The sequence below is a fragment of the Enterobacter sp. PL_is511 genome (assembly GCF_055816065.1).
Genome location: NZ_JBVPGP010000019.1, coordinates 241,148 through 253,613 on the forward strand (window position 1 = coordinate 241,148; position 12,466 = coordinate 253,613).

14 protein-coding genes are annotated in these 12,466 nt (G+C 54.2%); 3 read left to right on the forward strand and 11 right to left on the reverse strand.

Annotation, left to right across the window (positions count from 1 at the left end; translation table 11 throughout):
• Positions 1 to 79 precede the first annotated feature (79 nt).
• The 10 genes from AC0TN7_RS07475 to AC0TN7_RS07520 all read right to left on the reverse strand — a co-directional run bounded on the left by AC0TN7_RS07475 (position 80) and on the right by AC0TN7_RS07520 (position 8,094).
• Positions 80 to 595, reverse strand: coding sequence for a GNAT family N-acetyltransferase (locus AC0TN7_RS07475; RefSeq protein WP_024908284.1), 516 nt, complete (start codon positions 593 to 595; stop codon positions 80 to 82).
• On the reverse strand, positions 595 to 2,886 hold the full coding sequence (gene opgB, locus AC0TN7_RS07480; protein ID WP_473701988.1) for a phosphatidylglycerol--membrane-oligosaccharide glycerophosphotransferase: 2,292 nt from the start codon (positions 2,884 to 2,886) through the stop codon (positions 595 to 597). Before opgB ends, AC0TN7_RS07475 begins: the two co-directional genes overlap by 1 nt.
• 270 nt (positions 2,887 to 3,156) lie before the next feature.
• Positions 3,157 to 3,639 carry a YjjA family protein gene (locus AC0TN7_RS07485; RefSeq protein WP_473701989.1) on the reverse strand — a complete coding sequence of 161 codons (483 nt, stop codon included), beginning with the start codon at positions 3,637 to 3,639 and terminating at the stop codon, positions 3,157 to 3,159.
• An 83-nt stretch (positions 3,640 to 3,722) separates the two neighbouring features.
• The gene (gene dnaC / locus AC0TN7_RS07490) at positions 3,723 to 4,460 is read right to left on the reverse strand and encodes a DNA replication protein DnaC (RefSeq protein ID WP_013095461.1); all 738 of its coding nucleotides are present in this window, start codon (positions 4,458 to 4,460) and stop codon (positions 3,723 to 3,725) included.
• Positions 4,457 to 5,002, reverse strand: coding sequence for a primosomal protein DnaT (dnaT, locus tag AC0TN7_RS07495; protein ID WP_024908281.1), 546 nt, complete (start codon positions 5,000 to 5,002; stop codon positions 4,457 to 4,459). The genes dnaC and dnaT overlap by 4 nt, the downstream gene beginning before the upstream one ends.
• A 135-nt stretch (positions 5,003 to 5,137) precedes the next feature.
• Positions 5,138 to 5,566: an organic hydroperoxide resistance protein gene (locus AC0TN7_RS07500; protein WP_008502092.1), complete on the reverse strand. Its 429-nt coding sequence runs from the start codon at positions 5,564 to 5,566 to the stop codon at positions 5,138 to 5,140.
• Between the two features lie 84 nt (positions 5,567 to 5,650).
• Complete coding sequence (locus AC0TN7_RS07505) at positions 5,651 to 6,103, reverse strand: MarR family winged helix-turn-helix transcriptional regulator (protein WP_023293337.1); 453 nt, start codon at positions 6,101 to 6,103, stop codon at positions 5,651 to 5,653.
• 41 nt (positions 6,104 to 6,144) lie between these two features.
• Complete coding sequence (locus tag AC0TN7_RS07510) at positions 6,145 to 6,786, reverse strand: TetR/AcrR family transcriptional regulator (protein WP_008502090.1); 642 nt, start codon at positions 6,784 to 6,786, stop codon at positions 6,145 to 6,147.
• Between the two features lie 67 nt (positions 6,787 to 6,853).
• The gene (locus tag AC0TN7_RS07515) at positions 6,854 to 7,327 is read right to left on the reverse strand and encodes a threonine/serine exporter (RefSeq protein ID WP_024908279.1); all 474 of its coding nucleotides are present in this window, start codon (positions 7,325 to 7,327) and stop codon (positions 6,854 to 6,856) included.
• A complete protein-coding gene (locus tag AC0TN7_RS07520; RefSeq protein WP_024908278.1) occupies positions 7,318 to 8,094 on the reverse strand; it encodes a threonine/serine exporter family protein in 777 nt (258 codons plus the stop codon). The genes AC0TN7_RS07515 and AC0TN7_RS07520 overlap by 10 nt, the downstream gene beginning before the upstream one ends.
• 411 nt (positions 8,095 to 8,505) lie before the next feature.
• On the opposite strand from AC0TN7_RS07520, the gene AC0TN7_RS07525 reads away from it, so the two are divergent.
• Together AC0TN7_RS07525 and bglJ are read left to right on the forward strand one after the other, a co-directional pair.
• Positions 8,506 to 9,243, forward strand: coding sequence for a helix-turn-helix transcriptional regulator (locus tag AC0TN7_RS07525; protein WP_024908277.1), 738 nt, complete (start codon positions 8,506 to 8,508; stop codon positions 9,241 to 9,243).
• On the forward strand, positions 9,240 to 9,875 hold the full coding sequence (bglJ, locus tag AC0TN7_RS07530) for a DNA-binding transcriptional activator BglJ (protein WP_024908276.1): 636 nt from the start codon (positions 9,240 to 9,242) through the stop codon (positions 9,873 to 9,875). Before AC0TN7_RS07525 ends, bglJ begins: the two co-directional genes overlap by 4 nt.
• Positions 9,876 to 9,913: 38 nt before the next feature.
• Here the strand turns inward: bglJ and AC0TN7_RS07535 are convergent, their stop codons facing one another.
• On the reverse strand, positions 9,914 to 10,372 hold the full coding sequence (locus AC0TN7_RS07535; RefSeq protein WP_008502085.1) for a YbaK/EbsC family protein: 459 nt from the start codon (positions 10,370 to 10,372) through the stop codon (positions 9,914 to 9,916).
• Positions 10,373 to 10,700: 328 nt separating this feature from the next.
• On the opposite strand from AC0TN7_RS07535, the gene AC0TN7_RS07540 reads away from it, so the two are divergent.
• Positions 10,701 to 12,047 carry a PTS sugar transporter subunit IIC gene (locus AC0TN7_RS07540; RefSeq protein WP_024908275.1) on the forward strand — a complete coding sequence of 449 codons (1,347 nt, stop codon included), beginning with the start codon at positions 10,701 to 10,703 and terminating at the stop codon, positions 12,045 to 12,047.
• The last annotated feature ends 419 nt before the right edge of the window (positions 12,048 to 12,466 follow it).

A 12,466-nucleotide genomic window follows, 5' to 3' on the forward strand; every position in this document is an offset into this window, starting at 1 on the left:
GCCGGGTGGCGGCTGCGCCTTACCCGGCCTACGGTTCAGGGTTTTGTAGGCCCGGTAAGCGCAGCGCCACCGGGCGATATTACAGAGGCAGGCGCATGGCGCAGCGCGTTTCATACGCGAAACCGTGCGCTGTCTCTTCTTCCCTTTTCTGACGCAGTTCAGGCGTCAGCGTCGTCATTTTTTCAAACCCCAGCCGTGCATAGAACGGCGCGTTCCACGGTACGTCCCGGAACGTCGTCAACGTCAGCGACGCCAGCCCCAGCGTGCGGGCATGGTCAGCCGCACAGGCGATAAGCTGCCGGCCAATCCCTTTTCCCTGCCAGTTCAGATCGACCGAAAGCTCCACGATAAACAGCGACGAAGAGTGCGCTTCGGTGAGGATAAACCCCACGGGGCGGTCGTTCACCCGCGCCAGCCAGCTTAGCCCACGTTCGACATACTCAAGGTGCTTCTCAGCAGAAATGACTTCACCGTCGGCAAGCCAGGCGAGCTCCGGGTCTTCACGAAAGCGCTCGCCCGCCGCGCGTTCAATGGCGGGCAGGGCGGCAACGTCGCCGGGACGCGTGGGTCGAAGGGTGATGTTAAGGTCGACCATTAGCCTGCTCGACTCACAATTTTAATTTCGACCATGCCAATTCCGAGCTCGCGCGGTGAATGGCCAAGAATATTCCCTTCATTGGTGGACTGCGGATCCGGCGGGACGATCACCAGGGTATTGCTGCGCGAAGGATTCTCAAAATGCAGCGTATGCGTGCTCACGTCGTTCCCGAGCGTCAGCGTCTGCTCCCGATCGCCCACGCGCACCGGTACGGGCTTGTTAGCGTTAGGGCCATACGCTCTGGCGGTGATCACCAGGTCGAACTGTTCCGGCAGCGGATGGGTGTACTCAATTTTCACCTCATTGCCCAGCTGCGCGTTTGACCAGCGTCCCCAGGACTCCGGCCGCGAGATGCCGCTAAACTGCTTCACTTCTTCCGGCGCGCCGGCCACGTTAAAGATAAAGCTGTCCGCTTTGTAGCGAATATCGTTGTCGCTGATTTTCAGCATGTCGATGTTGTGCTGATAGCGCGCCGTATCAATTACCGTATCTTTAAACGCGGTTTTGCCTTTCCACTGGGCTTTATCCACGTGCTGCACGGTTTGCTCCCCGCCAAGCTGACCCTGAGAGACGCACCAGTCGGTAGAGAGCGCCAGCGGCTGCGACCAGAGCTGGCCCATCTTGTAACATCTGTCGACCCAGACGAAATTATCGCGTGGCGCAAAATCGGCCAGCTGATAGCGCAGCGGCGCGGAATATTCGCTTTCCGGCAGGGGCTCAACGCGTCCCTCCGACACGCGCACCAGCAGCGGCAGACGGAAGTTGCTGCCCGAGAAGGCAATGGTGTTTTTATCCCGATCGACGGTGAAGTCCTTCATCTCTTTCGGGAAGTTCCACAGGCGGATGATGTCGGGCTTCCAGGCGAGGATTTTTTCCTTCATGTTGAGGAACACTTCCGACAGGGATTGCCCCGACAGCGTGCTGCGGCCCAGGCCAATAAAGTTGTCGCCGCCCAGGATGTCCAGCACGGTGGCGCCGTTATCCATGGAGTTGCGTTTGGTGGCAATCTCCTCCTGCTGCGGCTGGTCGCCGCGCAGGACGAAGAACAGATTGCTGCGATCCTGCTTGTTGAGCTGATCCCAGGCGCTGTTTTTCATCGCCAGATGGTCAGACGAAACGACGATGACGGTGTTTTTAAACCAGGGTGAGGCTTTGATTTTCTCGACCAGCGCGGCAATGTGCTCCTGACTGCAGGTGACGGCGCTGAAAGACTTGTTGTTTTTGCCATCAACGTTATAGCTTTTGCGTTTACAGCTGCGCGAGACGAACCCGTCAGGATGGTGAGTGTCCACCGTCAGCGCAAAGAGAGAGAAACGCTTGCCCGCGCGGGACAGCTCCTCGAATTTCTTCCAGGTTTCGTCGAGTACCGTATCGTCATAGAAGCCCCAGTCGTTGCGGTAGTTTGGGTCGGCAACCGTCGTTTTTAACTCTTCTGAGCCATACAGGTGATCAAAACCGTGGGATTTCAGGAACACATCTTTTCCGGCGAAGCGCAGGTTTGCCCCCTGCACAAAATAGTTTTCGTAACCGGAGTTTTTCAGGATATCGCCGAGGCAAATATTCTGCGGGAAAAAGGTCGACATGGAGGCTGAGGCGTTACCTTCAAAAGGCGCGAACAGCGGGATACCGCACTGGGAGGCAACCATCCCGGCAATCGTGTAATCCGTACCGGGCAACTGCATGGTGTGGCTGAAATCGAGACCTTCATTTTTCAGCGCACCCAGATCTGGCGTCAGGTCCGGGAAGGCATCGTTATCAAAGTACGTGCGCTCCAGACTTTCTCCGTAGATATAGACCAGATTGAGCCTCGGGTTGGCGATCGTTTTCGACGGCTCTTTGTAGTAAGCCGTGAAATCCGGATCGCCGTCGCGCGACTGGGATTTCACCAGTTCGGTGATCTGATGGAACGCCGGGCTGGCGTCGACGGAGGCCAGCGCCAGGAATAACGCCAGCAGGCTGTAGCCATGATGGTGTGGATGATGGCGACGTCGACGCAGCACCCAGGCCAGTGCGCCAAAAATGGTGACGAGCGCGACGACAAGGCCGAGCCCCGGAAGAATGTACTTGCTGACCCCCGCGCCCGTCAGGCTGTTTGTCAGTGTGTAGAGCACCGCATCGTTAATGCCGTCACCGGTAAAGTAATCGCTGGCGTATAAGGTAATGTTTAAAATAATAAAAATGCCGAGCACAACCAGCGTGGCGATAAACCACCAGGTGTGACGGCCGGCTTTGCAGGCGTAAACGCCGACAGAAGCCAGAAAAAGGATAAGAGACATGAATTCAGACAACAGCATATCCTCGTGACGCCAGATGCTTCGCTGGCTAACTGTTTATTTTTTGGGTCATACAATGTAATTGCGATGTCGTTAAGCTGCAATTTTAGTGTCACGAAAGTGTGCTGTTGTTAGGATTTGGTTTAGAAAATCGTTTTTATGAAGGTGTGCACATCCTGACAAACGGACGCTGAGACGGTGGCAGGTGGGAAAAACGCTCATTTAGCGCCGCGCTGCAAGACTATCGCATTAAACGCGGCGTGTTGTGGCAGAAAATGGGGTGGATCAGGAGATGAAATTAACGCCTTGTTTCAGCACCAGATCGCAGGCTTTGGTTTTCACCTGTTTGGCCAGAGAGGAGTTGCCGAGGGTGCTCAGGTTAAGCTGCTGGCCGTTTTGCGCGTTAAGCAGGCCCTGAATGCCGTCCATATAGTTGGTGTCCGCTTTCTGCTCCTGGGTATCCAGACCCAGTTTACCCAGCACCTGATTTTTCACGTTTTGCGCGTCGGTCACGGAGGTCAGTTTTTGTTTCGCGCAATATTCCAGAATCCCCGCCGCGTTGTTCATCGTGCCCGCGCTCAGGCTCTGACCGCTGTTGCCCAGCAGGCTGGTGAGGGAAGAGGCGGAGAGTCCGCCCTGCGTGCTGCTGCTCTCTTTGGTCAGCTCGTTTGCTGCGCTTGACAGGGACTCCTGCCAGGACGCCGCCTGCGCTGCGCCGGTTACCAGCAGCGCGCCTAAAAAGGTGCTGATTAGAATCTGTTTTTTCATCATGGCTCTCTCAAAAAGGTCCGTTTTGGGCCGAAGGGGTTCCAGTATATACCTGCGACCTGTCGGCGATTCCTGGAACTGTCTTAATACTCTTTGCCGGTGACGCGGCTGCGGTAACTTTCCCAGTCGAAGATGACATACAGGCTGTTACCCAGCTTCATGCGGTCCATGACGCGTTCCCCCAGCAGGCGGGTCATCTCGTCAATATTGTGGTTCGTCAGCATGCCGGTGGGGCGCTTGGACGAGGAGCGGCGATCGACAATCTGGTTGATGATCACTTTTTCATAGCGCGATTCCGTCTGAACGCCAATCTCGTCGATGACCAGCAGGTCGACATTACTCAGATCGTTAAGCAGCTGTTCTTCGCTGGTTTCGCGGTTGCTGAAGGTGTCTTTCATCGCAGACATGATATCGGCCACGGTGATGATAAGAACCGATTTACCGCGCAGAAGCAGCTCGTTGCAGATGGCGGCAGCAAGGTGGTTTTTTCCGGTGCCCGGCTTGCCGCTAAAGATGAAGCTGGCGATATTGCCGTCGAATTCATCCACGTACTGCCGTGCGGCGGCCAGCGCGTTCATCTGCCCGTTGGTCTCGATTTTATAGTTATCGAACGAGCAGTTCTGGTGCAGGGGACGGATACCGGAACGGTTAAAGGTGCGCTGCATTTTCATCGCCCGGTTTTCGCGGGCGAGCGCGGCGGCGCGGATCTCACCTTGCTCTTTTTGCCATGCCAGCAGCTCTTCACCGGTGGTGAAAGCGGGCTTCACGTTGGCAGGCATCATTTTTTGCAGACGTTTCATCAGGTCGCCGACGTTCTTCATTTCGCACCTCGGAATCCGCTGGGGATCTGTTTATCCGGTTCTGAAAACGCATTGATATCACGTTTTGGCTGGCCGTTGTTGCCGGCGCGGGTAATCTGGAGATGACGCGCGAGCTTTTGCTGCCACTGAATGTGGGTGAACACTTTCCCTTCTGCCTGCCACCAGGCGGTAAACGCGGCGAGCTCTTCCGCGGTGGCGGGTTGGGTTAACGCAATGCCCCACAGCGCGGCCTGCCGCTGGAAATCCGCATCCGGTTGCCAGCCCGCATAGAGGGCAAATTTGCCCATCGGAACGGTCACGGGAACGTTAACCGGTTCATCAAAGAACTGGCTATCCAGCGTGACATCGCTCGCCGGGCGTGACACTTGTGCTTCGATCTCCAGAAGCTGTGCCAGACGTTCCGGTGTGATTGCGTAAAACGCCGGCGCGTTGTCGGCAAAAACCGCAACCGTGCCGCCTTCGGCGTGAGTCAACACACCGCGTGGGTCGCGCATAAAGGCATCAATGCCAGCAATGCTGGTGGTCAGAAGTCTGGAGGACATAACGCTTACTCTACTGATTACTACGGGCGTGATATGGACTTATGGTAGCACAGAGAGGGGAAAGGAAAGGAGGGGTAAAGTGAGGGCTGATGCCTCACCCTGACCCTCTCCCACAGGGAGAGGGAACAGAAGGGATTACGCGATGATGTTCAGCGTCACGTCAATGTTGCCGCGGGTCGCGTTAGAGTACGGGCAAACAATGTGCGCCGCATCGACCAGCTTTTTGGCTTCCGCAGGATCCATACCTTCAACGTGGATGTTCAGTTTTGCTTCAATACCAAAACCGGTTGGCAGGGGGCCAATACCCACTTCGCCTTCAATAAAAGCATCTTTAGGCAGGGTAAATTTGTCGCGTGCGGCCACGAATTTCATCGCGCCCAGGAAGCAGGCAGAGTAGCCCGCGGCAAACAGCTGCTCAGGGTTGGTCACGTCTCCCCCCATGCCGCCCATCTCTTTTGGCACACCCAGTTTGACGTCCAGTACGCCATCGGAGGAGGTGGCTCGGCCGTCACGGCCTCCGGTGGCTTTTGCTTTGGCGGTATAAACAACTTTTTCTAAAGACATGGCAGGTTCCTCATCTTGTTTTAACGTGTGCTATTAAATAGCGTGCGATATATATGAGTAAATAATAACGCGTAAAGTATAGCGTTACGCGCGGTGTAGCTGTTGTCGCAAAAGTTCGAGCTGCTGTTTGAGCGCCAGCAGGGTGTCGGTATCACACTGCGCTGCGCAACCCACCGCATGGGGGATACCCAATGCCTGCTGCTGGAGTTCACGTCCCGCTTCACTCAGGGTGACGGCGACCTGGCGTTCATCTTTGCGTGAACGGTGGCGGTTGATGAGCCCGGCGCTTTCCAGACGCTTCAACAGCGGCGTCAGGGTTGCAGAGTCCAGAAACAGCCGTTCACCGATGTCCGACACCGTCATATCATCCTGCTCCCACAGCACCAGCATCACCAGATATTGCGGGTAGGTCAGGTTCAGCGGTGCCAGCAGCTGCCGGTACAGCTTGTTAAGCGCCAGGTTTGCCGAATAGAGGGCAAAGCAGAGCTGGTTATCCAGCTTGAGCGCAGCGGTTGCGTCGTTCGTTTTCGCGTTCATGAAATGAATATAGATAGTGCGCGATTTAATTGCAAGCAATTTTATGGGCAGGTATAGCGGAGCGCCACCTGAACGGCCATTTTGCGGTAGTGCTGGCGCTGAGCCTGCTCGTCTGCGCCTTCTTCAAACAACAGCGTAAAGGTGTAGCTGTTGGCAACGTAGTGAAAGCTGAAGCTGCTTATCAGACGATGAAGATCGCGGGCGTCTACCGTCTCACTGAAGAGCTGTTTTTCTTTGCCCCGGCGCAGGATCTCCTCCAGCAGGTCGAGCGCGCTGCGGTTGACCTGGCGGAGATAGCTCGACTGCTGCATAAAGCGGCCGCGCTGCATGTTTTCCATGCAGATAATCCGGATGTAGTCAGGGTGGTCGGCATGATAGTCAAAGGTGGCTTCAACCAGATTGACCAGCGCTTCGACCGGGGGCATTCCCGTCAGGCTTAGCGCTTTTTCACTGGCGCGAATCTGGGTGTAAACATGTTCCAGAACCAGGAGATAGAGGTTCTCTTTATTCTTGAAATGGTAAACCACCATGCGTTTGGTGGTGCCCGCTTTCTCTGCAATCTGCTCCATCCGTGCACCGTTCAATCCATACTCGGCAAAAAGCGCGATGGCGCTCTGAAAGATTTTCTCTTTCAGGCTGGATTCTTCACTGTGCTCGGGGTGTTCGCTGCCAGGGTTAGCCACATCCTTTCCTTATTTTCACCAAACGGACCAGAAGAATTATCTCCACGGCAGCGAAATAATACAAATATCAAACGCGTGGGCGTTTGCGGTACAGCCACAGTCCGGGGATCGACAGCCCGATAGAGAGCGCGCCGACGATGGATGACGCCTTAAGGAAGTTGCTCAGGAGGAGGATCATCTGAGGCTCGGTATAACCGAAATGACTGATTTTCACTGCGGAAATCATCGCCGTATACGCAGATATGCCTGGGAACATCGGGATCACCGCGGCAACAGTGAACACTTTGGGATGCGCCAGATACCAGCGCGACCACTGGATGCCGATACTGCCGACCAGCATGGAAGCGATGAACGTTGACCATTCGATGTTAAAACCCGCCGTCATCATCACCATTCGCGAGCCATGGCCAATCGCACCCAGCAGCGCGCACCACGGCAGCGCGCGTTGCGGTACGTTAAATACCATCGCGAAGCCGACGGCAGGGATGGCGGCCAGAAGCATGTCCTGTGCCAGCGCCAGCAGAAAATCTATCACGCCCATCCGCGTAACCCCCAGAGAGTCATGGCCATGACCACGCCGATGCAGGTCGCCAGCGTCAGCAGGCTGGCGATAGCCCAGCGTGCCAGACCGGTATTGATGTGCCCTTTAAACATGTCGGCGACGGCGTTGATCAGCGGAAAGCCCGGGACCAGCAGAAGCACGCTGGCGGCCATGGCAACGGTTGGGGTGTTGGCAAACTGCGGCAGGCGCAGAAGCAGGCCGGAAACCGTGGTGGCGACAAACGCGGTAATGCAGAAGTTAATTTGCGGGTGCAGCTGCCGGTGCGTGAGCAGCTGGCGAACATACATGGCGATACTGCTGGCAAAAAAGGTGACGAGCGCGCCGTCCCAGCCGCCTTTATTGAGCTTACAAAAGCAGGCGCAAGAGAGCCCTACCATTAACACAACGAGCCAGCGCGGATAACGTAATGGCTTGATCTGGTTGAACCTTTTTTCAATTTCATGGAGATCGAGAAGCTTGTGTTCAGCAAGGATGACGATGTGCTGCACTTCGGTCACGACGTGCATGTTAATACCGCGGTCATGGTTTTTGCGTGTGGAGGTCAGGCACTGACCGTCTTTGATCGTGGTCAGCACAATGGCGTTAGATGAGATCGCGCTTTCAACGCTATCCATACCCAGCGCCACCCCCAGCCGGGTTGAAAGCTCCTCAACCAGCGCGCTTTCCGCGCCGTGCTGGAGCAGAAAAAGACCGCACTTTATACATAGCCGCGTGATAGCACGCTGCGTTGACCGATCTGCCTGCATGTATTGTCCTGAAAAAGATGGATAGGTTGCCGGTTAGCCCGTAGTGAGTACTTTTAGCACAAAGTGCAGTCCCTCTTGCTGTGGGCCAGATCAAGGTTTATGCAAACAGTTTCAGCCCGTATCACGAAAGGGGAGTTGGATTAATTTATCAATGCGGTGAATTATAAATATAAAAATATAGAATATTTGTATTTAGTTATTCTAATTTTATATTGTCGTTATTTTAATGGCTCCGCAATTAAATTTATTTGCGCTTTATGAGATATTACCGTTGTTTTAGGCATTTCTTATACTAAGAACATATCTCATCTTCTGCTTGTATTAATCAGTTTTACACTCAGGGACGAAAATACTCATACATTGGTGCGTTTTAACGTTACTCATCAAATGAAGAATGGACACGGAGGGTCTATGTTGTCATTGCATGGTAAGTATGGCGTTGTCATTAGCCGGATGCCCGTGATGCAAAACGGGTTAGGGGGCGTGATGGCACGCCATTTCCCGGATTTTGAATTGACCTATTGTCGCTCATTGCAGGAGTTAACACTGCTCCAGCTACGCCGCGCAGATGTCATTATTGCCGATATTTCAGGTGAATATAGAAATCCTCGGGGAACCCTCGAAGAGTATTACGGTTTATTGAACCAATACCGGGACATTCACTGGATCTTTTTAGTCTCGCGGCCGCTTTACCCTATTGCGGTTGAGTTGCTTATGCGCCCGGAAAGCACGTTGCTGTCTGATATGGAGCCCATTGAAGGCGTGGTTAACGCGATTCGGGCAGGTAGCGAGCGGGCAGAGCGGATAAGCCAGACGTTATTAACCCCGGAGCCTCAAAGTACGGAGGATGAAGACGAACACGTTATCGCACTCACGCACTCCGAACGCAAGGTACTGCGTCTGTTAGGTAAAGGATGGGGGATTAACCAAATCGCCACATTGCTGAAGAAGAGCAATAAAACCATCAGTGCGCAGAAAAACAGTGCGATGCGGCGGCTATCTTTACGTAGTAATGCCGATATGTACGCCTGGATCAACAGTACGCAGGGAATGAGAGAGCTGAATTTGATGTCAGCCTATGGAGAGTTTGAGGAATGGAAAAAACCGATTCAACACGACATATCGCCATCGTCGAAAATTGCACGATGAGTGCTGTTGGGCTACAGCATTTATTTGCGATGCCCGGCCTGAATCACTATCAGCTGCATCTGTTTAGCGAATTTGACAGCTTCAAGAAAGCACTTCAGCACGTCAATTTTTTCTCGCTGATCTATTCACTTTCCGATGCACGAGAGGAGCGCCGTAACTGTCTGGCGCACCTGCGGGAGCTCGCGTTTACGCATGGTCATATCCAGCGCATTATCCTGGTTGCTGATGAGACGGAAGCACGGTTAGTTAGCCATCTTTCACCGTCACGCCTTCACGGTGTGGTCAGTAAATCGCTGTCGCTTGAGCACCTGCAGCAGGAACTTATGGTGTTGTTGAGTGAAACGCTGCGCATCAATGACAATATGATGAATCACTGGTACCGGAGTCAAAACAGAATGTTAAGCCCAACGGAACGGGCAATACTGCGTTATATGTCTTGCGGCTATTCTATTCCTCAAATTGCGGCACAGCTTGAACGCAATATTAAGACCATCCGGGCGCATAAGTTTAATGCGATGGTGAAGCTGGGGGTGAGCTCTGACGTCGGGTTGCTCGATGCAGCGGATATTATTACTCACCTTCCGGCAAGAGAACCGCGAAGTTCGGCACTCAGCAAGCCGACCTTTTTATAGCCAGCCCGCTGCGCGCCAGACAGGCTCTGGCGCATCAATCAGATGCAAACGTCAACCCACTTTGCGGAAGTCAGCTCTGCCATTCTGTCAGGTGAAATACGCACGGCACTATGAATTGCGCCTGCGGCGGGCAGGACTTCGGCGTACTGCTTTAATGAAATATCGCAGTAAACCGCGAGCGGATTTTCCAGCCCGAACGGGCACACGCCGCCAACGGGATGACCGGTGATGGTTACCACTTCATCACTGCTGAGCATGCGCGCTTTCGCACCAAACGTGTCTTTCAGCTTTTTGTTATCCAGACGCGCATCGCCTTTCGCCACCACCAGAATCACCTCATTTTTCACCTTGAGTGACAAGGTCTTGGCGATTTGTCCCGGTTCAACACGATGGGCGGCAGCAGCCAACGCAACGGTAGCGGTACTCTGGCTAAGTTCAATTACGTCTATATCCGGCGCGTTGTCGGCAAAAAACTGCTGTACAGACTGCAAACTCATTGTTTCCTCCTGACAAATATCCTGCGTAATCTGTCATAAGAATTTATGCTCTGTAAATATCTCTTAAGTAACAAATATCCCGAACGGCTGATTTCTGGATCCTCTTCACATTCACAGAAACCGGTTACAGTAACCGGTTGCAGAGCGTGATGCGTCGATTAATACTGAGTACGTAACGTCCCCTGTATCCAATAATAAGAGCCAAATATGAAACCATTTCGTCTGAGCAGTACCACTGGTACACAAGCCAGCAAGGTTGTGAAGCTGATTTATGGAACAACGTGCGGCGCGAAAGTGCCCGTAACAAACGTCTGACAGGAGATCTGCCATGTCTGCCAACCATGCTGCGTTTAACCTGATATTCCGTTTCGTTGAAAATTACGTGAGCCCGATTGCCGGGCGGATCTCTTCCCAGCGTCATGTCATGGCTATTCGTGATGGGTTCATCTCCGCGATGCCATTTATGATTGTGGGTTCATTTTTGTTAGTGTTCGCTTACCCACCTTTTTCGCCTGATACCACGTGGGGTTTCGCCCGCGCCTGGCTGGATATGGCGAAGCAGTTTGAAGGCCAAATCCTGACGCCGTTTGATATGACGATGGGCATTATGTCCATTTATATCTGTGCGGCCATTGCCTATAACCTTGGCAAACACTATGTCAAATCGCACCAGTTAGACCCGTTCATGTGCGCCATGCTGTCGCTGATGGCGTTTCTGCTGGTCGCGGCACCGAAAACCAAAGGCACGCTTCCTGTCGACAGCCTGGGGGGAACGGGGATTTTTACCGCGATTCTGGTGGCGATCTACTGCGTTGAGATGATGCGTTTCCTCAAGGCGCATAACATCGGTATTCGCCTGCCAGACCAGGTTCCTCCGATGATCAAAAACTCTTTTGATCTGCTGATCCCGGTGCTGGTGGTGGTGTTAACGCTCTATCCTCTGAGCCTGGTCATTCAGTCTCAGTTTGGCATGCTGATCCCGCAGGCCATTATGTCGGTCTTTAAACCGCTGGTTTCCGCGGCGGATTCACTGCCTGCGATCCTGCTGGCGGTGTTGATTGGTCATCTGCTGTGGTTCGCCGGGATCCACGGCGCAGCCATCGTATCCGGAATGTTGCAGATGTTCTGGCTGACTAACCTGGGCGCTAACCAGACCGCACTGGCCGCCAGCCAGCCTCTGCCGCATATTTTTATGGAGGCGTTCTGGACGTTCTTTATCGTGATTGGCGGATCGGGCGCGACGATGGGGCTGGTGATTTGCTATCTGCGTAGCCGTTCAGCGCATTTACGCTCTATCGGGCGTTTGAGTGTGGTGCCCAGCTTCTTTAACATCAACGAACCTGTCATTTTCGGTACACCAATCGTGATGAACCCGGTGTTCTTTATTCCGTTCCTGCTGGCACCGATGGTTAACGCCGTGCTGGCGTGGGCGGCGATGACGTTTGATTTGATTGGGCGCGTCATCTCGGTCGTTCCCTGGACGGCACCGGCGCCGATAGGGGCAGCATGGGCTCTGGGCTGGGACTTCCGCGCGGCTATTCTGGTTGTGGTTCTGGCCTGCGTATCGGCGATCATCTACTTCCCGTTCTTCAAAGTGTATGAGAAGCAGCTGCTGGAGCAGGAAGCGGAAGAAGCGCAGCGTAATGCTGAAGAGGACAATCAGCAGGTGGCTTAGGTAAAAGCAAAACGGCAACGTAGGTTGCCGTTTTTTGTGTTTGTTCCCTCTCCCCGTGGGCTGAGGAATCCCCACAAAATAATGCCTGCACGGACGACCCCCTCTCCCTTGAGGGAGAGGGCTGGGGTGAGGGGGAACATACGGCTGTGGTGGTCATTCCGTTCACTTTATGTTTCTTGCTACTCTGTAAGGACATGACCGGTGAACGTGCCATGGCGGCTCAATCGCCGCCGCCCTGGCGACCCGGGCTCCCGGCGGTAAATCGCCGCTTCGCGGTACCCTCAGCTTATTCCTTCAGGCTATCGGGTCGGGCATGAGCCTGCATCCCTGCAGGCCACGCCCTCTCGGCGCATCCCTGCGCCTCGCCCCGGCCTTACGGAAACGCTTCGGCGATTTACAGCCGGACCAGGGCGTCGCTG